Source organism: Kluyvera ascorbata (assembly GCF_023195735.1).
GTDB lineage: Bacteria > Pseudomonadota > Gammaproteobacteria > Enterobacterales > Enterobacteriaceae > Kluyvera > Kluyvera ascorbata.
The window spans coordinates 3,277,471-3,302,885 of record NZ_CP096201.1; the positions used below are offsets into that span (position 1 = coordinate 3,277,471).

The 25,415-nt window shown below is 54.1% G+C and carries 19 protein-coding genes and 1 pseudogene; 4 read left to right on the top strand and 16 right to left on the bottom strand.

Annotation, left to right across the window (positions count from 1 at the left end; genetic code table 11):
- Positions 1-510 precede the first annotated feature (510 nt).
- The gene (locus MY052_RS15715) at positions 511-1,689 is read left to right on the top strand and encodes a porin (protein WP_115074628.1); all 1,179 of its coding nucleotides are present in this window, start codon (positions 511-513) and stop codon (positions 1,687-1,689) included.
- Positions 1,690-1,872: 183 nt separating this feature from the next.
- Positions 1,873-3,063, top strand: a complete 1,191-nt coding sequence (locus MY052_RS15720) for an amino acid aminotransferase (RefSeq protein ID WP_035892417.1) — start codon at positions 1,873-1,875, stop codon at positions 3,061-3,063.
- An 84-nt stretch (positions 3,064-3,147) separates the two neighbouring features.
- On the opposite strand, the gene MY052_RS15725 is transcribed toward MY052_RS15720, so the two are convergent.
- The 7 genes from MY052_RS15725 to cmoM form a co-directional block, all read right to left on the bottom strand.
- A complete protein-coding gene (locus MY052_RS15725; protein WP_035892418.1) occupies positions 3,148-3,795 on the bottom strand; it encodes an MBL fold metallo-hydrolase in 648 nt (215 codons plus the stop codon).
- Positions 3,796-3,860: 65 nt separating this feature from the next.
- Positions 3,861-4,412: a peptidoglycan L,D-endopeptidase MepK gene (gene mepK / locus MY052_RS15730; RefSeq protein WP_123651308.1), complete on the bottom strand. Its 552-nt coding sequence runs from the start codon at positions 4,410-4,412 to the stop codon at positions 3,861-3,863.
- Positions 4,413-4,596: 184 nt separating this feature from the next.
- A complete protein-coding gene (gene ldtD / locus MY052_RS15735) occupies positions 4,597-6,381 on the bottom strand; it encodes a L,D-transpeptidase (protein ID WP_202216130.1) in 1,785 nt (594 codons plus the stop codon).
- Positions 6,382-6,610: 229 nt separating this feature from the next.
- On the bottom strand, positions 6,611-11,059 hold the full coding sequence (gene mukB / locus MY052_RS15740; protein ID WP_202216131.1) for a chromosome partition protein MukB: 4,449 nt from the start codon (positions 11,057-11,059) through the stop codon (positions 6,611-6,613).
- Complete coding sequence (gene mukE, locus MY052_RS15745; RefSeq protein WP_035892423.1) at positions 11,059-11,763, bottom strand: chromosome partition protein MukE; 705 nt, start codon at positions 11,761-11,763, stop codon at positions 11,059-11,061. The genes mukB and mukE overlap by 1 nt, the downstream gene beginning before the upstream one ends.
- Positions 11,744-13,066: a chromosome partition protein MukF gene (gene mukF, locus MY052_RS15750; RefSeq protein WP_035892424.1), complete on the bottom strand. Its 1,323-nt coding sequence runs from the start codon at positions 13,064-13,066 to the stop codon at positions 11,744-11,746. Before mukF ends, mukE begins: the two co-directional genes overlap by 20 nt.
- A complete protein-coding gene (gene cmoM, locus MY052_RS15755; protein ID WP_123651311.1) occupies positions 13,059-13,853 on the bottom strand; it encodes a tRNA uridine 5-oxyacetic acid(34) methyltransferase CmoM in 795 nt (264 codons plus the stop codon). The genes mukF and cmoM overlap by 8 nt, the downstream gene beginning before the upstream one ends.
- A gap of 124 nt (positions 13,854-13,977) precedes the next feature.
- Here cmoM and elyC point away from each other — a divergent pair, with 124 nt between their 5' ends.
- The gene (elyC, locus tag MY052_RS15760) at positions 13,978-14,757 is read left to right on the top strand and encodes an envelope biogenesis factor ElyC (RefSeq protein ID WP_248537385.1); all 780 of its coding nucleotides are present in this window, start codon (positions 13,978-13,980) and stop codon (positions 14,755-14,757) included.
- Here the strand turns inward: elyC and MY052_RS15765 are convergent.
- The 7 genes and pseudogenes from MY052_RS15765 to MY052_RS15795 all read right to left on the bottom strand — a co-directional run bounded on the left by MY052_RS15765 (position 14,734) and on the right by MY052_RS15795 (position 23,041).
- On the bottom strand, positions 14,734-15,627 hold the full coding sequence (locus MY052_RS15765) for a YcbJ family phosphotransferase (protein ID WP_035892427.1): 894 nt from the start codon (positions 15,625-15,627) through the stop codon (positions 14,734-14,736). The two genes, elyC and MY052_RS15765, sit on opposite strands and share 24 nt — an antisense overlap.
- Before the next feature lie 150 nt (positions 15,628-15,777).
- On the bottom strand, positions 15,778-16,524 hold the full coding sequence (gene kdsB / locus MY052_RS15770) for a 3-deoxy-manno-octulosonate cytidylyltransferase (protein ID WP_035892428.1): 747 nt from the start codon (positions 16,522-16,524) through the stop codon (positions 15,778-15,780).
- Complete coding sequence (ycaR, locus tag MY052_RS15775) at positions 16,521-16,703, bottom strand: protein YcaR (protein ID WP_035892430.1); 183 nt, start codon at positions 16,701-16,703, stop codon at positions 16,521-16,523. The genes kdsB and ycaR overlap by 4 nt, the downstream gene beginning before the upstream one ends.
- 51 nt (positions 16,704-16,754) lie before the next feature.
- Positions 16,755-17,987, bottom strand: coding sequence for a winged helix-turn-helix domain-containing protein (locus MY052_RS15780; RefSeq protein WP_202216133.1), 1,233 nt, complete (start codon positions 17,985-17,987; stop codon positions 16,755-16,757).
- 102 nt (positions 17,988-18,089) lie between these two features.
- Positions 18,090-18,998 (bottom strand): annotated as a pseudogene (gene lpxK, locus MY052_RS15785) (tetraacyldisaccharide 4'-kinase); the annotation flags it as partial.
- Positions 18,995-20,743 (bottom strand): lipid A ABC transporter ATP-binding protein/permease MsbA, encoded by a 1,749-nt coding sequence (gene msbA / locus MY052_RS15790; protein ID WP_035892433.1) that lies wholly within the window; start codon positions 20,741-20,743, stop codon positions 18,995-18,997. The pseudogene lpxK and the gene msbA, both read right to left, overlap by 4 nt.
- Positions 20,744-20,779: 36 nt before the next feature.
- Positions 20,780-23,041: a ComEC family protein gene (locus MY052_RS15795; protein WP_248537386.1), complete on the bottom strand. Its 2,262-nt coding sequence runs from the start codon at positions 23,039-23,041 to the stop codon at positions 20,780-20,782.
- On the opposite strand from MY052_RS15795, the gene MY052_RS15800 reads away from it, so the two are divergent.
- The gene (locus tag MY052_RS15800) at positions 22,956-23,210 is read left to right on the top strand and encodes a hypothetical protein (protein WP_248538988.1); all 255 of its coding nucleotides are present in this window, start codon (positions 22,956-22,958) and stop codon (positions 23,208-23,210) included. The two genes, MY052_RS15795 and MY052_RS15800, sit on opposite strands and share 86 nt — an antisense overlap.
- Positions 23,211-23,270: 60 nt before the next feature.
- Here the strand turns inward: MY052_RS15800 and ihfB are convergent, their stop codons facing one another.
- Together ihfB and rpsA are read right to left on the bottom strand one after the other, a co-directional pair.
- The gene (ihfB, locus tag MY052_RS15805) at positions 23,271-23,555 is read right to left on the bottom strand and encodes an integration host factor subunit beta (protein WP_015965094.1); all 285 of its coding nucleotides are present in this window, start codon (positions 23,553-23,555) and stop codon (positions 23,271-23,273) included.
- 152 nt (positions 23,556-23,707) lie between these two features.
- Positions 23,708-25,381, bottom strand: a complete 1,674-nt coding sequence (gene rpsA / locus MY052_RS15810; RefSeq protein WP_035892436.1) for a 30S ribosomal protein S1 — start codon at positions 25,379-25,381, stop codon at positions 23,708-23,710.
- Between the last annotated feature and the right edge of the window lie 34 nt (positions 25,382-25,415).

Consider the following 25,415-nt stretch of genomic DNA (forward strand, 5'->3'; position numbering starts at 1 on the left):
CTCCCTGGTGACGTTTGTTACAACCCATGTCATTGCAACAACTCTGTACGAAATTTAGCCTATAAACTATTGCAGTTCAGATTTCACTAATCCCTTAGCATATTTATTGAACAAACACACAGCTGTCCGGATGGCTAAAAATGGCCATAGCAAAAAGTTTGCGTCGCATACATTGGTGATAAGAAAAGGTGTTATACAAATAAAAGATAAGAAATTCATATTGATAGATAAGGAACGGTTCAATTCTCCCGCACCTGTATCAGAACTTTGAGATAGTTCACAAAGTTCCTTAAAATTCACAAAATGTTACACATAATTTCTTTTGCTTACTTATTCTCGATGTTTGTAGCATTTTCAGGCTGGCGGAAGAACGTTTTGGATGGAAAGATGCCTCTCAGACACATAAAGACACCAAACTATCATCAATAGTTCCGTAAATTTTTATTTACGGAAGTAATTGGCGGCAGTGGCGAGTGTCTATAAAAAAAAACCTAATGAGGGTAATAAATAATGATGAAGCGTAATATCCTGGCAGTGGTAATCCCTGCCCTGCTGGTAGCTGGCGCAGCTAATGCTGCTGAAATCTATAACAAGAATGCCAACAAACTGGACTTCTACGGTAAAGCAGTTGGTGAGCACATTTGGACCACCAACGGTGACACCGCCAGCGACGACACCACCTATGCACGTATCGGTTTCAAAGGCGAAACTCAGATCAACGATCAGCTGGTGGGTTACGGTCAGTGGGAATACAACATGGACGCCTCCAACGCGGAAGGCTCCCAGGGCACCAAAACTCGTCTGGCGTTCGCTGGTCTGAAATTTGGCGATGCGGGTTCTCTGGACTACGGTCGTAACTACGGCGCTATCTACGACGTCGCAGCTTACACCGATATGTTGGTTGAGTGGGGCGGCGACTCCTGGGCTGCTACCGACAACTTCATGAACGGTCGTTCTTCCGGCCTGCTGACCTACCGTAACAACAACTTCTTCGGTCTGGTTGATGGTCTGAGCTTCGCGCTGCAGTACCAGGGTAAAAACGAGCGCAGCAACCCAGTAGTTACCACCTTCAACTCTGACGGTACCGTTAAAGATGTTGGTTACGGCGGTAACGGCGCAAAAGCGAATGGCGACGGTTTCAGCACCTCTGCACAATATGACTTCGGCAACGGCATCGCGCTGGCCGCAGGTTATGAAGTTGCAGACCGTACCAACGACCAGGTTAACCCAGGCAGCACCACTGTTGCTGGCGTAACACACACTTGGGCAAGCGCTGGCGGTAGCAAAGCAGAAGCATGGTCTACTGCTGCTAAATACGACGCGAACAACGTCTACGCTGCAGTAATGTACGCTGAAACCCTGAACATGACTCGCGAGCCAGACAACAACTTCGCGAACAAAACTCAGAACTTTGAAGCTGTGGTTCAATACCAGTTCGATTTCGGCCTGCGTCCATCCATCGGCTACGTACAGTCTAAAGGTAAAGACCTGATCGCTCGTGGCGATTTCAAAGGCGGCGATGCTGACCTGGTTAAATACATCGAAGTGGGTACCTGGTACTACTTCAACAAGAACATGAACGTCTACGCGGCGTACAAGTTCAACCTGCTGGACGACAACACTTACTCAGCTGAATCCGGTCTGGCGACCGACGATCAGGCTGCGGTTGGTATCGTTTACCAGTTCTAATCAGCACACCCTCTTTGTATATGCCTAGAAAGCAGGACTTCGGTCCTGCTTTTTTACGTTCCTAAGATGAAGATCGTATCTTTTGAAAACCTTCGCGCTTTTAGTCTCTAACGGTTGGCATTTTGTAAATCTACCGTTAACCTGATAGCGGATTTCCCCCGAACTTATAAATGGAACCTCGTCATGTTTGAGAACATTACAGCCGCCCCTGCCGACCCGATTCTGGGCCTGGCCGATCTGTTTCGTGCCGATGACCGCCCGAGCAAAATCAATCTCGGGATTGGTGTATATAAAGATGAAACCGGGAAGACGCCGGTTCTGACCAGCGTAAAAAAAGCTGAACAGTATCTGCTGGAAAATGAAACCACCAAGAACTATCTCGGCATTGATGGTATTCCTGAGTTTGGCCGCTGCACGCAGGAACTGCTGTTTGGCAAAGGTAGCCCTATCGTTAGCGATAAGCGTGCTCGTACCGCGCAAACCCCAGGCGGTACCGGCGCACTGCGCGTCGCGGCGGATTTCCTTGCTAAAAACACCGACGTGAAGCGCGTTTGGGTCAGCAACCCTAGCTGGCCGAACCACAAAAGCGTCTTTGGTGCTGCGGGCCTCGAAGTACGTGAATACAACTATTACAGCGCAGAAAAACATGCGTTAGATTTCGACGCGCTGCTGGCAAGCCTGAACGAAGCCCAGGCGGGCGACGTTGTGCTGTTCCACGGCTGCTGCCATAACCCGACCGGCATTGATCCAACGCTTGAGCAATGGCAACAGCTGGCTCAGCTTTCTATTGAAAAAGGCTGGCTGCCGCTGTTTGACTTCGCTTACCAGGGCTTTGCCCGCGGTCTGGAAGAAGATGCAGAAGGCCTGCGCGCGTTTGCAGCACTGCACAAAGAGCTGATTGTGGCGAGCTCCTATTCCAAAAACTTTGGTCTCTATAACGAACGCGTGGGTGCCTGTACGCTGGTGACCGCGGATGCGGAAACTGCCGATCGCGCATTCAGCCAGATGAAAGCCGTTATTCGCGCCAACTACTCCAACCCACCGGCTCACGGTGCATCCGTTGTCGCAACCATCCTCAGCAACGATGCCCTGCGCGCCATCTGGGAACAAGAGCTGACCGATATGCGTCAACGCATTCAGCGCATGCGTCTGCTGTTTGTGAATACGCTGCAAGAAAAAGGTGCCAACCGCGACTTCAGCTTTATCACCAAACAGAACGGTATGTTCTCCTTCAGCGGCCTGACCAAAGAACAGGTTCTGCGTCTGCGTGAAGAATTTGGCGTTTACGCCGTGGCCTCTGGCCGCATTAACGTTGCCGGGATGACCCCAGACAACATGGCACCGCTGTGCGAAGCTATCGTCGCCGTGCTGTAAAATTCGAGTAGCCCGGCCGAACGAAGTGACGCAGGGCTACCGGATAGACATAAAAAAGGCCGCATCAGCGGCCTTTTTTATTATTTACCAGACAGGAAGTTCATCCTGCAGGAACGGGTTATGTTGACGTTCGTATCCAATCGTCGACATCGGCCCATGCCCGGCAATAAACTTCACGTCATCGCCAAGCGGCAGCAGTTTACGCTTAATCGCATCAATCAGCTGCGCGTGGTCACCACGCGGGAAGTCGCTGCGCCCTACGCCGCCTTTAAACAGCACGTCGCCGGAAATGAGCAGTCGTGCCTCGTTATCAAAAAACACGACGTGTCCCGGCGTATGGCCAGGGCAGTGCAGCACCTGTAACTTCACGTTGCCTACGCTGACGGTGTCGCCCTCGTTAAGCCAGCGATCTGGCGTCAGCGGCTGACAATCGTCAAGGCCAAACATCCGGCTTTGCGCCGGCAAACCCTGCAACCAGAATTCATCTTCTTTTTCCGGCCCGATAACCGGCACACCATAATGCTGAGCCAGTTCAGCCGCCGCACCCACATGATCGAGATGACCATGGGTCAGCAAAATTTGCTGCAACGTCACGCCAGCTTCGGCGACCTTCTGTTTGATGGTTTCAGCATCACCGCCGGGATCGACCAGGGCCGCCAGTTTGGTTTGCTCACACCAAATCAATGAACAGTTTTGCGCGAACGCCGTGACCGGAATAATACGATAATTCATGCTGCTCCTGTTTATACTCATCACCGCTCAGATACATCAGTGAACCTGAACTGTCGGGCGTAGAGTTACCAGTGCCGAACCGGACCGGTATCAATATGCACAAAGTTGCTACGAGGGTAATATCCTACACCACCTGCGCGCATAGATAACGCTGCTTTGCGTATATTACTTAACGAAATCCCTTCAATATGGAAATCCATTGCCTGACCTTTCGTGTGGTAGCTCTTTTTCGCTACCCCACTGCTGTGCGCTCGCAACTCATTATTGGTATCGATGGAACGATATCCGGAGATTAATTGCACAGGCTTATTTGTTCCTAATAATCCCTGAAGGCGATAGAGCTGATCAAACAAAGAAGGATCGATGCTCTTTATTTTATTCGCGCGATAGTCACGGAAAAAATGGTTTAGTTTTGCTAATTCATCCTGAATATAGCCTCGGCCGTCAAAAAATTCGGCTTTTAGCAACTCACCCGTATGTAGATTACTCAACGTTAAAATACGCGGACGAGGGGTCGAGAGGGTCGCAAACGCGGGCGTGGGTAAGATGGCGGCAGCGCCCAGCGCAACCCCACCTAACGCCAGCAGTTTGCGGCGATTAGCGTCAAATTTGTCCATGATAATCAGGTCTACAGTCAGTAAATGTGATCGAAATATATGCACTTCTGGCGCACGTCTTGCACCTTACCGGGCATCAAAGCCAGCGTCAAGGCGGCCTGTAGCGCAGAAAGGCCAACCCCAGACATTCGGGGCTGGTCCCTACGCTTTTTATTCGACAACTACATTACCTGAACTACTTCATTTATCTGATTAATTGTTCCGCTTTTGGCAAAATTTGTGCGCCGGATCGCGCCGTAACGTCGTAATTGTAAATATCTGTTCGATATTGTGTCTGACCATCAGCGCCAACAAAGGCGGTCAGATAATAGAGATTAACCGGAATATTCTGCCGGATATTAACGTAACGGGTATTACCTTCCTTCAACGCATCAGATATACGCGTGTCATTCCAGCCGGCATCCTGTAACAGCATATTTGCTAAATCAGATGCTTTATTAACCCGCACGCATCCGGAACTTAATGCCCGAGCATCTTTCTGGAACAGATTATGGTTAGGCGTATCATGCAGATAAATAGCGTCTGAGCTTGGCATATTAAACTTATAGCGGCCCAATGAGTTATGATCTCCCGGCGCCTGCTGGAAACGGAACGGCAAATTCGACGGCGTGATCGTTGACCAGTCCACGCGCCACGGGTCGATGGCTTCTTTACTGTTCCAGCCGCGCAGCACGGTATAGTTATGGCGTTCCAGATAACCTGGGTCATTGCGCAGCTTTGGCAGAATGTCATTGCGTGCCAGCGTCGGCGGTACGTTCCACGGCGGGTTGACGACCACATTGTTCAGCGCGCTGCTCATCATCGGTGTTTTGCGATCGGGACGACCGACAATCACGCGCGAGGCCAGCGCTTCATTACCGTTCAGGTAATAGACCAACGAATATGCCGGAATATTCACCATAATCCCGGTAGAGACTTTCCCAGGAAGCAGACGCAGACGCTGAATATTCAGCGCCAGTACGCCAGCACGCTCGGCAGAAGAGACGTTCAGCCAGTCGCGAGTTGAGGTACCAATAACCCCGTCAGCGCCGAGACCTTGCGCCGCCTGGAACCGCTTAACCGCATCAACCAGTTGACGGTCATAGGCCGCAGGCCCGCTTTTCGCCACTTTTTTTGTTTTGCCGACGTTATCACCCGGCAACGGGATCGCCGGACTGGTATCCAGCATGCCATTACGCTGGAGGATTTCACGCAGTGCCGGAACATCACTGCTCCATTGACCTGGTCGTAATGACGCCGTCGACGTCAGCTTAGGCCAAGGGCGGGTATCCCCCACCAGCGCTAACAGCGCCTGATGCATCGCCGCATACTGCGGATGCTTCGGTGCAAGTGAGGCAATAAACGGCACCAGCGAACCATTATCCAGCGCCGTCTGCCACTTGTTCATCACCGACAGCGGCGGTGTCGCCAGCGTGTAAGGTTTATCGCTGTACAGCCAGCGATTACCCTGAACCGGGATACCGCTGATAAAATGCAGATAGCCCATCAGCGCATCAGAGAGCACGACATCGCGCGCCATGCCGCTGACGTTAGGATTAGTGAGCAGTTCAACCCATTGGGTAAACTGTGGCTGGAAACCGGCGATGGCCACTTCCGCAAGCTGCTGCTGGAAAGCGCGAACCGCCTCGCGGTTCTCCCACATCGGTTTCATCTCGCGGGCAGCGTAGAGCGTTACCAGCGGGTTCATGTAGACGGGTTGGTAGCCAGCGGGCAGTATCGACTGGATCTCAGCACGGCTTTTTGCCGCTGCGCCGTCCGCCAGTGGCTTAGTACCGACAAGGTTTGCCATCACAGGCGATTGCGCGCCCGGCTGGAGCAGTACCGGAGAAGGTTCTGCAGGCAGTGCGCTACTGTCAGACGGCACCAGTTCTGGCTCGCCTGCAACAGCCGTAAACAGTGGAGCAAACGCCATTGCCAGACACAAACTTACCGCTGACAACCGACGACCATTTTCTTTTTTCAGCAACATCCCTTGCCCCCTGTTAAATATACGAAGACCCGTAACGTGGGCTCACCTTCAGTATATAAAGACAAAAACTTTTTTGCCCGTTCAAATGTAAAGAAGTCTAAAGATAATAACGCGCTATAGGCTAAATACGGATAACAAAAAAGGCGACATAAATGTCGCCTTAGGTTCTGTTTTCGGATTAAGTGTCATTTCCCGGGTTCGCTATGCTCGTCCGGGCGACATGCTACACCTACGATGCGTCGGCGGTCCCGGGCAAGGTTTCCGGCAGCTGAGCGGCGAAGCCTCGCAGACCGACAACGTGAACGTGTTCATGGTTTTGTACCACTTTACGCACCAGTTTGTAGGTCGTACCTTTCTCCGGACTGATGTTTTCCGGTGCCGCGATAATCAGCTGCATTTCCAGACGCTCGCACAGTTCGAACAGCGTCGCGATGGAGCGGGCATCCAGACGTGCGGCTTCATCAAGGAACAGCAGACGGCACGGAGACAGGTCTTTACCACGCAGACGACGCGCTTCATCCTCCCAGCTCTGCACCACCATCACCAGAATTGACATCCCGGTACCGATAGCTTCCCCGGTAGACAGCGCGCCGGACTCCGCACGCAGCCAGCCGTCGGAACCACGGTTAACCTCAACTTCCATCTCCAGATAGCTACGGTAGTCGAGCAGCTCCTCACCAATGGTTTGCGGCGTGCGCTGGCCCATATCGATTTGCGGATTCAGGCGTTGATACAGCTTCGCCAGCGCTTCTGAGAAAGTCAGGCGATTGCTGTTGAACAGATCCTGATGCTGCTCGTGTTGCTCAGACAGCACGTCCAACAGCGTCGAGTGGGTTTCACGGACGTTCACGTTCAGACGCACGCTGTTCACCTGACCAAACGACACGCTCTGCAGACCCTGGTTCAGCTGGCGGATACGGTTCTGCTCGCGCTGAATGGTTTTGCGGATAATGTTCGCCACGCTTCGGGAGCTTATCGCCAGCTTCTGTTCGCGGTTGGTCAGCTCTTCCGTCAGGCGGCTCAGCTCGATTTCCATCTGTTCGATGGCTTCAACCGGGTCGTCGGTGCGGATGATATCCTGACGAATACGTTCGCGCAGGTGCTGGTAAACGGCGACAAAGAACTGGATCTTACGTTCCGGACGTTTTGGATCTTCCGACATGCGCAGCACATCGCGCAGGTGTTCGTTATCCGCCACGGCCAGACGCAGCGCACCCAGCGCCTTATCCGACATCGAGCGCAGATCGTCAGCGGAGAGATAAGCCAGCTCGCGACGGTGCAGACGACGTTCAACGTTGTTGTCTTTCACCAGACGCATCACTGCGCACCAGCCCGCTTTCGCGCTCACCACCTGCTCGCGCATTTCGAGATAATCACGTTCCAGTTTACGCAGCTTACGGGTCAGGTTATCCATCTCCGCTTCGCAGAAGGTCAGCGCTTTTTCCAGCTGATTACGGCGCGTACGGTTGTTACTTAACTGGGCATGCAGCTCGTCGCGGCGGATACGCGCGCGCTCTTCTGCACCGGCATCGGCGCGAACGCCAATATCTTTCAACTCTTTATAGAGATCGTTAAGCAGCTCTTTTTTGGTGTCATAAGAGCTTTTCAACGATGCCAGCACTTGGCTGTACTGGCTAACCTGCGCTGCGTGAGTACGCATTGCTTCACGAGCGCGGCTACGTTCACTTTCCGCCTGCGCCAGACGTTCACGCAGTTTTTCGTTGAGATCGCTGTTGCCGGAGAGCATCTCAGCCGAATCGGAATAACCAAAGTGCGCGCGACGCTGTACCACTTCCGTGAGGGCAAACGCCTGCTGACGCGCTTCACGCTGCACCTGCTGTGACCAGGCATAATCTTCTTTCAGCTGTTCAAACTGCTCCGGGTCGTTCTGCAGAACAGAAGCGATCGGCTCCAGTTTCGCCAGCTGATTGCCGTGCTGCTGAATGAAGCGCGCGGCTTCCTGAGCTTCGTCCAGGCGTTCCTGAATTTCTTCAACGCGGTCAGCCAGCGTTTCGTCTGCCAGCAGGCTCAGGCGCGGAAGCAGACGGTTAAGCAGGGCCACGCCCTCTTTCGCCTGCTCGTACTGTGCCTGCTGCTGCTGGTTATCGCTTTCGTGGCTGCTGAGCGTACGTTCCAGTTCGTTGCGACGGGCGTTCAGTTTGCGGATTTCCGCTTCCGGATCGTCCTCAAACGCTACCGACAGATGGCTGCCGATAAAACGGCTGAACGCCTGGTGTAGACGCTGGGTTTTCTGTACGTCGAACGACAGGGTCGCAAAACGTTCGGACAGCCCTTCTCGCTCGGCGTGCAGGCTCTCAATTCGGCTTTCGCGCGCAGCACGACCAAACAGCGGTACCGATGGGAAGCGGGAATAACGCCACTGGCGGTCGGAGGTTTTCACCACCACCGCTTTTTCCAGTTCATCGACGTTGAATACGCTGTCATCAAAGGACTGCGGATCCCCTTCAATCAAATAGAGATCTTCCGGGCAATCTTCCAGCCCTTCCAGATACTCGGCGATCTGCGACAGGTCCGGTACCACGATAGCGTGGCGAGACGGCCCGTATAACGCGGAGAAATACGGCGCATCGTCGAGGCTAACGTCATCATAAATTTCGGACAGCAACACGCCGCCAAAACGTTCTGCCAGCGTATTAAGGCGTTGGTCTTCAGAACCGCCTGGCTGGCTAAGACGCTCAATTTCATCATCGACGGCACGTTTACGCGCACCAACTTCGTCGCGTTCAACGATGGCTTCACGTTCACGTTCCAGCAGCTGTTGCAGGTATTCGGTTACATCCTGGCTGGACTCAAACTGCTCGCCGCTCTGCTCACACAGCTGACTTAAGCTGTTTTGTGCCGCCAGCCATACCGGCGCACGATGCATCAGCGCGGAGATGCGCGATTGCAGCTGTTCCTGCTCCTGACGCAGCGCCATACGCTGTTCGCGGGCATCGGTCACGCAGTCGCTCAGCGCAGCGATACGCGCTTCCAGCTCGTGATGCAGCTTTTCGAGTTCGTCGATACCGTACTGTTTGCCCTGACGCTTGCAGAAATCAGCCAGCAGACGCTCGGCTTCCTGCTGCTCACGCAGACGCTGTTCCAGTTCTGTCAGACGGCTGCGCAGCGGCTGCGCTTGCTCCGCCAGATGACGCTGGTTGACGCCGTCGCGCAGCAGTTCACGCGCCACTTCCCAGGCTTCGTTACGCGCCAGCGGGCCGTTAATGGCCTCAACAATCTGGAACGCCTGTTCAAACTGGCTGTGCGCGGTCTGCGACACACTCATTTTTTGTTCGAGGGTCAGCAGTTTTTCCGTTGCTTCCTGCTCTTTGGCCTGGAAGGTTTCCAGCCATTCGCCCGCGCTTTCCGGCGTTAAGTCCGGCAAATGACACAGCGCTTTCGCACGCTCCAGCGCTTGTAGCGCCTGTGTGTACTGAATGGCGCGGGTTTGCTGGACGTCCAGCGCCTGCTGGTAGTCAGCGAGCTGGCTTTTCAGCTCATCCACTTCCAGTTCGGCGGCTTCCGCGCGCGCTTCGTTCTCTTCTTGCTGCTCGGCGGCTTCGGCCACCACTTCGTTCTGCTCTTCCAGACGAATTTGCAGCTCATCTAAGTCCGCTTCATAGCGTTCAATTTTTTCTTGCTGACGCAGCGCCGTCTGCACCAGGTTCAGATGATCGCTAGCGGCCTGGTGGTCAGCCTCCAGATCCCCTTCGGCACCGTTGTGTTCCTGGAGCTCACGGGCCATGTCGACGTGTTTGTACTGCTCTGCCGCCAGCTGAGAGCGAGAGGTGTACAGTTCGCGACGGTATTCCAGCGCTTTATCAAGATGCACACGACGCTCGTTAGCGTGGCGCATGTAGTCGGCGGCCACGTAGTCGGTGGCTTCAGAAATCAGATGTTTAAACAGGTCACGGTCAGACTGAGTGACGCGAATCGCTTCCAGCGTCATGCGGTTTTCACGCAGCGCCGCTTCCATATCCTGGAAGGCTTTACGCACACCGCTGTTTTCCGGCAACAGATAGTCACGCAGCGAGCGGGTAATTGCGCTGGAAATACCGCCGTACAGCGAGGCTTCAATCAGACGGTAGAACTTGCTACGATCCGCCGCGGAGCGCAGGCGACGGGCCACGATGCCCAAATCGAACATCAGCGCATGGTAATCCGTAATCGAGTTGAACTGCTTGAACTGCACGCCTTCGATGGTATCAAGCTTGTCCTTCAGCTCTTGCAGGCTCAGTACGCGCGCCTGGCGTTCATTCAACGTTTCAGTCAGCAGCTGCGTTGGCTGAATGGAGGTTGGCAGGCCCTGAATCGCAAATGGCTTGATGTCAACTTTACGGTCGCGCCCGGCAACCTGCTGTAGACGCACGCCCACCACCACGCGCTGATGGCGTGAGTTCATCACGTCCAGCACAGAATAACAGACGCCGGCTTTTAGCTTACCGTGCAGGCCTTTATCGCGAGAACCGCTGGTGGCCCCGGCTTCCGTGGTGTTACGAAAGTGCAGCAGGGTTAAGTCAGGAATCAGCGCCGTGACGAAAGCCGCCATGGTGGTGGATTTACCGGCACCGTTACCGCCCGAAAGCGTGGTCACCAGTTCATCTAAATCGAAGGTACGGGCGAAGAACCCGTTCCAGTTAATCAGCGTTAGCGAACGAAATTTACCGCGATCGATCATTACTCTTCCTCCCCGCTATCCTGCTGATTGTCGTCGTTCTCGTCATTGAGCTGCAGATGGTTTTCAATCGCCATCGCTTCGCCATCGCGAATCATGCGCAGTTGCGCTTCACGCGCGTCATCGCCGGAGCGAACGTCGGCGCCAAAGCGGAACACCGATTCGGTAATGCGGAATTTGCTGCTGTCATGCCCCATAAACCACACCATCCCAAGACGGCGCAGGCGGTTCAGCGAGGAGCGGACTTTCTCTTGCAGCTTCTGACGATCAAGATCAGAACCGGTTGAGCGGTTATTCACCAGCTTCAGCAGTTTGGCTTCGTCGGCCAGCGACAGTAGCTCATCGTAGAGCTCCTGTTGGGTGAAGATGCCTTCATTCGCCAGACGTTCCGGGCTCAGGTACAGGTAGCAAAGAATTTTGCCGACCATCATGTCCAGTTCGGATAAGACCGAGCGAGGAATCAGCGTAGTAGAGCGCGGGCGCAGATAGAAGAACCCTTCCGGCGCGCGAATCAGCTCTACGTTATAGCGGGCGTAAAACTCTTCCAGATATTCCTGGAAATCCATTAAAAAGGCGTGGTTGTCCAGTTCATCCAGACCGATGTGGCGACCACCGCGCAACGCGCTATCCAGCGCCGGGAAAAGGGGGTTGGCCAGGGCCTGTGCCAGTTTAACCGGCATCACTTGTTCAATATTTATCGATGACATGCGCCTGTACCTTGGCTCCGTAATCATTAATCGACTGCCATTTAGCCGGCAGTCCGGTGAAATCTGCTTGCGCCACGCCCAAACGTACCGCCTGGTCTACCACGATTCTCGCGACGTCGAAGTGACGCGCGCGCGGATACTGCACCAGGTATTCTTTCACCACCAGACCGAGGTCCAGCGGCAGCTGTTTGGTTCGATAGATAGCCAACTGTTCTTCAATTAGCGCGGCGAGCTGTTCGCGAATTTCGTTAAATTCTTCGTACTCTAAATCCGGCGGAAGTTCCCCGGTGACCTCTTCGTCGCGCAGCGTCATCTCTTCATCACGCATGTCCAGCAGACGGTCGGCGCTGGCGTAGGTGAGCGCCCACGGCGCGTCGAAGTAAGACTGTACCGACTGGCGCAAACGCTGAGCAAACACGCGGTTTTTATCCATATCGATAGCGGTACGGATAAATTTATGCACGTGGCGGTCGTAGCCAATCCACAGGTCAATCGCCTGCTGGCCCCAGCTCACGATGCGGTCAAGCTTGCTTTGCAGATCGAATACCAGCCTGTCGACAAAGTGCAGATCGTTATGGCTCAACGTGGCATCCTGAATACGCAGCAGGTTGGCCTGTAGCTTGTCGCCCGCGGCATCTAACGTATCCTGCAGTTCACGCAGGGTGCCGGAGGTTTCAGAAAGCAGCAGCTCACAGCTGGAGATAGCCGCGCGCCAGTCTTTGTTCAGCAACTGGGCAATATCGTCTTTCACCGATTGCTGCTGCTCGTCCATAATGCGCTGCGTCAGATCGATACTGTCAAATATCTCGGCCACTGAGTATTTCAGCGGTGCGTAAACGTTGCGATGCCAGTGAAATTCATCGCCACCCTCGTCGGCGGAATCCGCCGCGCGCTTGAGCTCGCTGGCAACAATCGATAGCTGCATAGAGAGGCGCAGAGTGGAGAATTCACGCTGACGAATATAATAGTCGGTGATGCCAATCCCCAGCGGAGTCAGACGATAAATGGCGTTGCCTTCCGTGATTTCGCTGGTAAAGCGGTTCAGCAGACGTTGGCGAACCAGGTCGTTAATCGCGTTATTGGCACGAGTCCCGATGGTTTCACTGGTTTGCTCAAACGCATCACTGACGTGACGAAACGCGTCCACCAGCTCGCCTTCCGTCATTTCACCTTCCAGTCGTTCACCGTTCAGCGTTGCAATAGCCAGCAAAAACGAGAGCCTATCGACGGGTAGCGAAATGGCGAAATCATTTTTCCTGGCCCAGGCAACCAGTTCGGGGACTGTCTGGGAAAATTCACTCATCGTTTATCCTTGTTTCTGTCTGCGGCTTCAGCGCGGTGACATGAATATAACGCCCCAGGCTAATATAGGGTTCCTGGCGGCAATAGCGCGTTTCAAGCTCCAGCAAAATATCAAAACTGTTTTTTTGCATCTGTTTATCGCGCAAATAGTCATGAAACACCCGCACGCCGGTTTTCCCGTCAATTTGCCAGCCGCTCTCTTCCAGCCAGCGATAGACCTGTTGCGGATCGCGCGGGTAGTTCGGCGACAGCGTACGTCTTTTCTTTTTAGGCATGCCTAGCGCTACGTAATCGAAGTTGCCGACCACCATGTTACGCATCAACAAGCCGTTTGCATTGTAGAACATTAATGATAATGCGCCGCCCGGACGCAGCACCGACCACAGCGTGTTAAGCACGTCCTGCGGTTCGGCCACCCACTCCAGCACAGCATGGAACAATATCAGATCAACCGGGCTTTCCAAATGCTCAGCCACATCCTGGACCGCGCATTGTACGAAATGCATGTTGTGGCTCACACCTTTCTCGCAGGCGGCCTGCGTTGCCCGGGCGATCATCTCTTCGGAAAGATCGCATAGCGTTACGTGATGACCACGCTCCGCCATTTTGATGGCCGTCTGGCCTTCACCACCACCGGCATCCAGGATACGCAGCGGCTGCGGCCCCATTTTAGCCAGCAGCGCGTCAAGATCTTGCCACAGAATAGCCTGGCGCAGCTGTCCCTTCGTGGTGCCGTATATATTGCGGGAAAATTTATCCGCAATGTCATCGAAATTGCGATCCTTCACAGGACATCCTCACATCGCCAGTGACAAAGGGGCTATTTTGTCACACCCACGGCGATAATGAAGCTATCTGGTGTAATATCGCTGCATTCATACGGTCGGATGGTTAAAAAAGGAACGGTGCCGAATGCTTTTTACGCTGAAAAAGTATATTGGCGGCATGATGCTGCCGCTGCCCCTGCTTCTGTTGCTGATAGGTTTGGGAATATTCCTGGTCTGGTTCACCCGCTTTCAAAAACTGGGCAAAGGGGCCATTACCGTAGGATGGCTGGCGCTGCTGCTGCTCAGTCTTCAGCCGGTCGCTGATGGGTTACTCAAACCGATTGAAGATAAATACCCGACATGGCGCGGTGAAGAACCCGTGAAGTACGTTGTTGTACTCGGTGGCGGGTATACCTGGAACCCGGAGTGGGCGCCCAGTTCAAACCTTATCAACAACAGTTTGCCAAGGCTTACTGAAGGTATTCGTCTGTGGCAGGCCAATCCGGACGCGAAGATTATCTTCACCGGTGCGCGGGCAACCACGAATACGGTAAGCACCGCAGAAGCGGGGGCCAGAGTTGCTGAGAGCCTTGGCGTACCGCGCAGCGAAATCATCGTGCTCGATACCCCGAAAGATACCGAAGAAGAGGCCAGCGCCGTGAAGGCTGACATCGGCGACGCCCCTTTCCTACTGGTGACATCAGCGTCTCATTTGCCTCGTGCGATGATCTTCTTTCAACACGCCGGGCTGCACCCGCTGCCTGCGCCAGCCAACCAGTTGGCCATCACCTCTCCGCTTAACCCGTGGGAGCGTATCATCCCTTCCCCGGTTTGGCTGATGCACAGCGACCGGGTCGGATATGAGACGCTGGGACGAATCTGGCAGTGGTTGAAAGGGGGCTCAGGAGAGCCAGGGGAGCAGTGATTTTGAGGCCAGATCGAAGTTGGCCCGGCTGAATTTGCCGGTATTAACCAACTGCTCAACCTCATCCCACAGCAGATATAGCCAGCGCCGCCAGAGAAACGCCTCTGAGACCGGCGCGCGCTGGAGATAGTGCCAGAGCAGCTGTTCCGCTTGCCCGCTCTCATGCAGCCGGAACAACTCATATTCACGCGGTGCCCAGAGAATCGCCCCCGGTCCTACCATCGCCAGCAGCTGATCGCTGCGGGAATCTTTCAGCATGCTGCGCAAAGTCAGATGCCCGTGCACCAGAACGCAGTTATCGCTAAAACCTTCAAACAGCGCATCGAGACACTCACGGGTGCGAAACAGCAGCCGCTTATCCTGCATGGTCAGCCCGGTATTCTGGTAAAGATTGAGCGTTCCCCACAGCACTTCAATACGCTGGCGATACCAGTGCGGCCAGCTATTTTCCTGCGTACCGTCAACAAAGCCGACGCAGCCTGAGCTGTCTACCCGATGCCATGCCAGCAGCGCTTCCACGATTTGATCTTTTAGCGCGTCCCACCGCTGAGGGTTACGGGTGGGTGCTTCAACGGGTACGCCGCGCAGGCGCTCAAGCAACAGTACGTCTGGCCCTGGGTGTTCTTCATGCGTCATCACCCCATATACCACCGGCATCCGCACGGTGCCGTGACGAGCCAGCGTGGAGATTTTCCATGCCAGCTGGCGCGCTACGCCTGGCGATGAAAAGCTCCTCGCCAACAGCGGCATGGGATTTCCTTCGGCATCATACAGCGACCACAGCGCGGTATCCGTCTGCTCGTTAATACATTCCACACGGCTGAGCGATTCTCCCAGCAGGTGGCTGAGTTCTGCACGTAGCTGTTCCATGTCAGATTACCCCTATGAAAGCCATTGCTTTCATAATGAGCATATGAAATATGAATTTCACCAGACAAGATCAAAATTGAAACAGAAAGTCAGGAAATACCCGGGAGGCACTCAATAAAGTTGCCCCCTCAGATTGAGGGGGCGACGGGATTACTTCAGCTCAGCGCGAACGCGGGCCAGATCTTCCGGTGTATCCACCCCTGTGCCCGGCACTTCTTTTGCCACCGCAACGTGAATTTTTTCTCCGTACCACAGCACGCGCAGCTGTTCGAGCATCTCTATGTGCTCCAGCGGGCTTGGCGCCCAGTTGACGTAGCGGCGGATAAATCCAGCGCGGTAGCCGTAGATGCCAATATGGCGCAGCAGCGTATCGCCAATCGCTTCACGGCTGTTGGCAAAACGATCGCGATCCCATGGGATCGTGGCTCGGGAGAAGTACAGCGCGTAGCCGTCTTTATCCATGACCACTTTTACCGCGTTCGGGTTAAAGGCTTCTTCTGCATCATGGATCGGCACCGCCAGCGTTGCCATACCGGAATGGCTGGCCGCCAGGTTTTCCGCTACCTGACGGATAATTACCGCCGGGATCATCGGCTCGTCGCCCTGCACGTTAACGATAACAGTATCATCGCTAAAACCGCATTTCTCGACCACTTCCGCCAGACGCTCGGTTCCGGACTGATGATCGGCACGGGTCATGCACACTTCGCCACCAGCCGCTTCAACGGCTTTCGCTACGTCAGCATGGTCAGTTGCCACAATGATGCGATCGGCTCCAGACTCACGCGCGCGTTCCAGTACGTGCACAATCATCGGTTTGCCGTTGATATCCTGTAACGGCTTTCCCGGCAGACGCGTGGACGCAAAACGAGCGGGAATAATCACGACAAAACTCATGGTCGATTCTCTTCAGCAGCTAAAACGCGGGCTTCGTTTTCCAGCAATACGGGGATTCCGTCACGCAGGGGAAACGCCAGATTATCAAGTTTGCAAATCAGTTCTTGCTTGTCCTGGCTGTAGTAGAGTTTGCCGTTGCAAACCGGGCAGGCAATAATTTCAAGTAGACGGTGATCCATGGTTCCTCCTGATGGGCCGTATCGAAAACCAGTGCAGCATATCATAGAGCGCTACCGGTCTACGTCAATCTCCCAACCGTGTCGTTGTTCACTAAAGAGTTTTTCAGCCACCGCACCGAGTTTCACCCGCGTCGCACCCTGCCAGCGGGCAAAATCGTTAATGGCCTGAATGAGCCCCTTTTCCAGATGCTGGCTGACCCGCACGCCCGTTTCCAGGTACAGTGCAAAAATTTCCAGCACCCCATCTGTACGATGCATCTTGCTGTCCATACGCCCAACGATTTCCCCACGATGCAGCAATGGCAGCACAAAGTAGCCGTACTGGCGTTTCGGCGCTGGCGTGTAGCACTCCAGGCGGTAGGTAAAGTTGAAAAATTGCTCTGCACGTTTGCGATCCCACACCACGGGATCAAACGGTGAAAGCACGGCGCTATGCGTCGCGTTCAGCTTCCCCTCCGCCGCACGCTTCAATTCCGGCAGCAGGCTCTGGTGTACCCACATTTCACCAAGCTGTTCGACGTCAACCGGCACCACCAACTGGCGCTCCTGCCACTCAGCCAGCAGTAAAGCGAGAGCGGGGCGGCGCAGACGGTAATAATCCGCCAGCCACTCTGGGCGGAAAATGCCCAGGCTGCGAGCACTGTTTTCCAGCATAACGGCCTCGGCCTGTGGTTGGGCCAGCGCATCGGTTTCATCGTTCCAGCAAGGCATAACGCGTTCAGTTAGATCGTAGACCCGTTGGAAGTTGCGACGTTCGATAACCATCACTTCCCCGGCGGTAAAGAGGCCTTCGAGATGACGTTTATGCGGTTTCCATTCCCACCAACCGCTCTCCCCCTTACGTGGGTGAACAAAATCAGCCGAGCGCACCGGGCCATTCTGTGCAATATGGGATTTCAACGCGGCGATGTCATCGGCGTGTTCGTCCATCCAGCTCTGGTGATACTTCCAGCCCATATTGTGTGGGGCAAGCATACGATGCCTGACCAGAGAGAAGTCACTTCGCGGAAGGAAGCAGGCTTCATGTGCCCAGTATTCCATTAATTCACCGCGAGAAAGCGCCTCATCCAGCCACGATGGCGAATAAGCACCAAGACGGCTGAAGAGCACCAGATAGGGGCTACGCGCGACCACGTTGATGGTGTCAATTTGCAACAGGGACATTTGCTGAATAGCAGGAAGAATATCGGCCGCCCTAGCCAAGCGGCGCGGGCGGTTAAGCAACCCCTGTGCCGCGAGATGAAGATGGCGTGCGGCACGAAGGGTAAGATGCAACTTAGACATGCGGACTCCCCTAATTGTCGCCGAGGCCGTATAGCGTCGTGCGAGGGTAATCAGTTCCTGAAGCAGCGTCTGTGCGCGGTCACCGGACAGTACGGCGTCCACCGGCAGATACCACCAGTTTTCATGCGCAAAGCGGCGGCATTTCACCGCATCTTTTTCCGTCATTATCAGCGTCTGGTCGGGGTTAACCAATGCCAGCACGTCGGCTTCGACCAGTGCTTGATGATCCGCTAACGCCACCGTACGCACGGGATGCGCGCCGCAGGCGTTAAGCGTGGCGAAAAAGCGTGGAGGGTGGCCGATACCGGCCATTGCGACCACATTCGGCAGAGTTGATACCGGCCGGCGCTCGCCGGTTAACAGGTTAATGGCATCGCCAGGCTGAAGGTGCATCGGAATTTCGCCCGATAGCGCTTCACCGCCGTTCACAATACGCGCATCGACTGAATCCAGCCTTGACGCTCGCTCACGCATTGGCCCTGCGGGAAGCCACCAGCCGTTACCAAAGCGGCGTACGCCGTCGATAACCACAATCTCTTTATCACGTGCCAGGCGGTAGTGCTGCAGGCCATCGTCGGTGACGATAAGCTGGAGATCGTGCGCTGCCAGCAGAGCTTTCACGGCATCGACGCGGATCGGAGATACAGCGACGGGAGCCCCCGTGCGCTGGAAAATAAGGACAGGTTCATCGCCGGCCTGAGCCGTCGTTGTTTGCGCCGTTAACAACAGCGGATAACGTTCGGCTTTACCGCCGTAGCCGCGCGACACTACACCAACGCGAATGCCCTGACGCTGTAGCTGCTCCACCAGCCAGATGACAACCGGCGTTTTACCATTGCCGCCCGCCGTGAGGTTTCCCACCACCACAACGGGACAAGGCGCCCGCCAGGATTTCTTAATACCAAGCTGATAGCACAGGCGGATGATGCCGCTCACCAGGCCATACAGCCAGGAGAGCGGTAGCAGCAGTAGCCAAAGCGGCGATTCGCCTGACCAGATTTTCGCTATCATTCGCCAAACTGCATTTTGTGCAGCTGCGCGTAGACGCCGCGATGGGCAAGCAGGTCGTTATGGTTACCACGTTCAACGATCTGGCCATCTTCAACAACGATAATTTCGTCAGCTTGTTCAATGGTCGACAGGCGGTGGGCAATCACCAGCGAAGTGCGGTTCTTCTGGAGCTCATCAAGCGCGGCCTGAATCGCACGTTCGGACTCCGTATCCAGCGCCGAGGTGGCTTCATCAAGGATCAGGATTGGGCTGTTGCGCAACAGCGCACGTGCAATAGCGATACGCTGACGTTGGCCACCGGAAAGCAGCACGCCGTTTTCGCCGATCACGGTATCGAGGCCGTTATCCATCTTATTGATAAAGTCCATCGCATAGGCCATGCGGGCTGCTTCTTCAATCTGCTCACGGCTGAATTCATCCGTACGCGCATAGGCAATGTTGTTAGCCACCGTGTCGTTGAACAGATGTACATTTTGCGATACCAACGCGACCTGGTTACGTAGAGAGGAAAGCTTGTACTCGCGCAGGTCGTGACCATCGAGCAGAATTTCTCCTTCATCGATATCGTAAAAACGGGTCAACAGGCTCGCAATGGTGGATTTACCTGAGCCAGAACGACCCACAAGCGCAACGGTTTTACCCTCAGGAATGGCCAGGCTTATCTTTTTCAATGCTGGTGTATCGCGGCCAGGATAGGTGAAGGTTACGTTGCGGAATTCGACGTTGCCTTTTGCTCGGTCAATATCCAGTTTGCCTTCGTCTTTTTCTTGTTCGCTATCCAGGATAGAGAACAGCGTCTGACATGCAGCCATACCGCGCTGGAACTGGGCGTTAACGTTAGTCAGTGACTTCAGCGGACGCATCAGCGCAATCATGGACGAGAAGACCACGGTGATGGTACCTGCGGTCAGGGTTTCCATTACGCTCGGGAAGCTTGCAGCATACAGCACGAATGCTAACGCCAGCGACGCAATCAGCTGAATGATCGGGTCAGAGATAGAAGACGCAGAAACCAGCTTCATGCCCTGTAAACGCATTTTGTTGCTGACCTTATCAAAGCGGTTGGTTTCCACTTCCTGGCCACCAAACATCAGCACTTCTTTATGCCCTTTCAGCATCTGCTCAGCGCTGGTGGTCACCTGCCCCATGGTGTTCTGCATGTTTTTACTGATGTTACGGAAGCGCTTAGAGACGATGCGGATAGCCATCGAAACGATAGGCGCCAGGACAATCAGAATAATCGACAATTGCCAGCTGTAATAGAACATCATGATGAACAGGCCAATGATAGACGCCCCTTCACGCACCACGGTAATCAGCGCGTTTGATGACGAAGAAGCAACCTGTTCAGAGTCGTAGGTAATGCGCGACAGCAGCGTACCAGTCGACTGTTTATCGAAGAAAGAGACCGGCATCCCCATCATATGACCGAACAACCGGCGACGCATGGTCATGACAACCTTGCCGGAAACCCAGGATATACAGTAGCTTGAGATATAGCTTGTGATACCACGCAGGATCATCAAGCCAACAACGACCAGCGGCATCCACAGCAGCACTGAGCGATCCGTTTTACCAAAACCATCATCCAGTAACGGTTTAAGAAGCGATAGCATGAAGGTATCGCTGGCTGCGTTAAGGATTAACGCAACGCCCGCCACGAGCAGCCCTGCTTTGTACGGTGCAATAGTCGGCCAGAGTCGGCGGAAGGTCTGCCACGTGGAGAGATCTTTGTCGTTCTGCATTCAAAAAACCAGCTTGTGTTGAAATAGCCGCATATTCTACCCGTTATCGCGAGTCTCGCCAAACCACTGATGATACCAACGTGGTAAAAGTTGATCTCGTAAGCCTTCAATCCGCCAGCTATTTGCGCTAAATGTCACCGTTATCTGCCCCTGATGTGGGGTATCAAACCAGGCATATCGCTGCTGTAGATAGCGCGTCTTCACCTTAGTGGAAGGCAGTCGCCACGCGTTATAGCGGGATGCGGAAGCCAGAGCGGCAACGCCGCCCACCCGTTGTAGCAGTGCCATTCCCGATGATGTCGAGCTGCCGTGATGTGGAACCTGAATAATTGTAGACGCAAACGACTGCCAATAATGGCGTATCATGGCCATTTCCGCCGGTAATTCAATATCTCCGGTCAGCAGGATACTGTTCTTGCCATCATCAACCCTGACCACGCATGAGCCGTTATTGCCTTTTGCTGGTGGCCCGGGTAACGGCCAGAGCGCCTGAAACGTAAGCCCCTGCCATTGCCAGCGCTCGCCCCGGGCACAGGGTTGATGCCCCTGCCATCCCAGTGGGCTTCTCACCCACATTCCAGGCCAGGCTTTTTGCAACGAATGCAGCCCACCACGGTGATCCAGATGATCGTGGCTGAGAATAATCCCCTGTGGCGTAAGCTGGTGCCAGCGCAGCCAGGGAATAATAAGCTGTTCGCCGCTGTCGCCATCGGGCCATGCCAGTCCCGTATCATAGAGAAGCGCGTTATCTCCCCGGGAAATAACCATGGCCAAACCCTGGCCGACATCAAGCATAGTGACCTGCCAGCGGTCCGGTGGCGTTTGTCGCCAGACGGGGAATGAAAGTAGCGTGCACAACGACGCAGCAACCGCCGGAAAGCGAAGCCAGCCATTCAGTTTCCACATCAGTAGCACCAGCCACGGCACCAATGACATACCTAGCCAGGCGCTTCCAATCCTCCACCATCCCGTAGGCAGGAGCCTAAGATAGCCAAAGACTACCGACATCACCCAATCGCCACTATGCCAGGCCGCCATCTCGATAACAGTAAGCCCGCATAAGTGCATTAACATTGCGCATAAAATCAGCGGCACGGCAATAAACGTGACGACCGGTACTGCAATCAGGTTGGCAAAGAGTGATGTCGTGCTAACGCCGTGAAAAAGCAGAATCTGCAACGGCGCCAGTAGTAGCATCAGCCCCAACTGTAGGTGGACAAGGCTTATCAAAGGCCGCACCAGGCGCGGATACCCCTCCGTGCGCAGCGGAAACCACTGATACCAGAATATTAAGGTCGCAACCGCAAATGCTGATAACCACAGACTATCGGAGAGTATCGCCAGCGGATCAATGAATACGATAGTCGCCAGACAGCATAGCCATACCTCCCACCCCGTCCAGCGCAGCCCGCTAAGCCGCAACAGGCACCATACAAGCGCGGCGATAACGGTTCGCAGCGCGGGTGGCTGCATGCCTGTCAGCATGGCGTAGGCAAATCCCCCTGACAGTGAGACCAGCAGCGGTAAGCGCCAGTTAATCAGCCAGCCCGGCAGGAAAAACTGAATCGCGCGAATAAGCAGCCAGCCAATGGATGCGCCTAGCGTAATATGCAGGCCGGATATCGCCATCAGGTGTGATGTCCCGGTCTCCTGCATCAGCGCTTTAATCTCTGGAGAAACGGAAAGCCTTTCGCCCATGCCTAGTGCGAGCATCACATCGCGCCAGTAGAAATCAGCAAGCGTAGTTTTTAGCGAGTTAAGATAACGAGCCCGCAGGCTACAGGTACTATCCAGCACCTGCGCGTCAATAATCCGCCCGGTCAGCGATCGATGCTGAGACAGCGCATAGCGTTGAGAATCGAACCCACCATCATTGAGCTGACCGTGCAGCGCCCTGGCGCGAATCGTCATACGCCAGCGCTGGCCAGCACAGGACGGTTGCGGCAGATAGCTGCCGTACAATGCAATTGCCGGGCTGACAAACAACCGATGCCCTTCCAGCGTCGTAATCTTTCCCTGATGTGTCGTTTGCCCATCGGTCTGCGTGAGCAGTATCTCGATCTGCCGATTTTTCCCTGGAATGGCTTCAGCAGGCCATTGAACCTGCCACGCCGCCAGGACACCCCAGCAGAAGACCAAACCAGTAATGCCTACTCTCCGCCCCATCCTGCTGCACGTGCCCAACACAGTCAGAATTGGAATGGCAATATAGATGGCATTAAGCGGCGGTAAGGCCGGTAGCACAGTAAGCGGTAAAATACCTGCCAGTATGCAGCATGCAAGCTCGGGTAGACGCATCAACACCTCCTTGTTGGCCGAAGTGTTGCGCACACCGTTTGCGTTGTCGCGCATCACCCGTCGCGGTTACGAGAAGGATTCAGAAGAACATTCGCTGCATGCAAGCGTTGCAGTAAAAGTGTGGAGGCTGATTCCAGATGACAGAAAAAAAGCTGGACGACAGAAATGAAAAAAGCACCCGTAGATGCTTTTTTCTCAATCAAGTTTACCGTCAGATCGCAGGTGAAACTCAATCATAAATATTGGCGCGATCGCGCAGTTCTTTACCCGGCTTAAAGTGCGGCACGTACTTGCCTTCCAGTTCCACTTTGTCGCCAGTCTTCGGGTTACGCCCGGTACGTGGTGCTCTGTAGTGCAGAGAGAAGCTGCCGAAACCGCGGATTTCAATGCGCTCGCCCTGTGCCAGGGTTGAAGCCATATGCTCCAGCATCTCTTTCACCGCATCTTCCACTGCTTTAGCAGGGATATGGGATTGCTGGCTGGCAAGTCTTTCAATCAATTCTGACTTGGTCATGATTCCTCCGGTTTCCTTTAACGGAAAATTAGCTAACAGCTTATTAAACAAGGGCGGCCGTAGCCGCCCTTTGTGCTAGATTACAGGCCTAAACCTGCAATCTGTCAAGTAAACTCATCACAATTCAGGTTGTTAAACCCAAATGCGTAAGATTACTCGCCTTTAGCTGCTTTGAATGCTTCAGCCATTGCGTTGGAGAAATTGCCTTCTTCCTGTTTGTTGTTAACAGTAGCGATTGCATCTTTCTCGTCAGCTTCGTCTTTAGCACGTACGGACAGGCTAATTGCGCGGTTTTTACGATCAACACCGGTGAATTTAGCTTCAACGTCGTCGCCAACGCTCAGTACCAGAGTTGCATCTTCAACGCGGTCACGGGATGCTTCAGAAGCACGCAGGTAACCTTCAACGCCGTCGGCCAGTTCTACGGTTGCACCTTTAGCGTCAACTGCAGTTACTTTACCGTTAACGATAGCGCCTTTCTTGTTCAGAGCAACCCAGTTGTTGAACGGATCTTCTGCGAGCTGTTTAACGCCCAGGGAGATACGTTCACGTTCTGCGTCAACCTGCAGAACAACTGCAGCGATTTCGTCGCCTTTTTTGTATTCACGTACTGCTTCTTCGCCTGCAACGTTCCAGGAGATGTCAGACAGGTGAACCAGGCCGTCGATGCCGCCGTCCAGGCCGATGAAGATACCGAAGTCAGTGATAGACTTGATTTTACCTTCAACACGGTCGCCCTTGTTGTGGGTTTCTGCGAACTGCTGCCATGGGTTGTTTTTGCACTGCTTCAGACCCAGGGAGATACGACGACGTTCTTCGTCGATATCCAGAACCATAACTTCCACTACATCACCAACGTTAACAACTTTGGATGGGTGGATGTTTTTGTTGGTCCAATCCATTTCGGAAACGTGAACCAGGCCTTCAACGCCTTCTTCGATTTCAACGAAGCAGCCGTAGTCGGTCAGGTTGGTCACGCGACCAGTCAGTTTGGTACCTTCTGGATAACGCTTAGCGATAGCTACCCATGGATCTTCGCCCAGCTGTTTCAGGCCGAGGGATACACGAGTACGCTCGCGGTCGAACTTCAGCACTTTAACAGTGATTTCGTCGCCAACGTTTACGATTTCGCTTGGGTGCTTAACGCGTTTCCAAGCCATATCGGTGATGTGCAGCAGGCCGTCAACGCCGCCCAGATCAACGAATGCACCGTAGTCAGTGAGGTTCTTAACGATACCTTTAACTTCCATGCCTTCCTGCAGGTTTTCCAGCAGCTGATCGCGCTCTGCGCTGTTTTCGGATTCGATAACGGCACGACGAGAAACAACAACGTTGTTACGCTTCTGGTCCAGCTTGATTACTTTGAACTCAAGCTCTTTGCCTTCCAGGTGCAGAGTATCACGCACTGGACGAACGTCTACCAGGGAACCTGGCAGGAACGCACGAATACCGTTCAGCTCAACAGTGAAGCCACCTTTAACTTTGCCGTTGATAACACCAACTACAGTTTCAGCTTCTTCGTAAGCTTTTTCCAGCGTGATCCAAGCTTCGTGACGCTTAGCTTTCTCACGGGACAGCAGGGTTTCGCCGAAGCCGTCTTCTACTGCGTCCAGCGCAACGTCAACTTCGTCACCGACCTGAATTTCCAGCTCGCCGGCTGCGTTTTTGAACTGCTCTGCAGGGATTGCAGACTCAGATTTCAGACCCGCATCAACCAGGACTACGTCTTTGTCGATAGAGACAACAACGCCACGAACGATGGAACCCGGACGGGTTTCGATTTCTTTTAAGGATTCTTCAAACAGTTGAGCAAAAGATTCAGTCATGTTTAATCTTCAGAGTTAGATTTAACGTCCACCT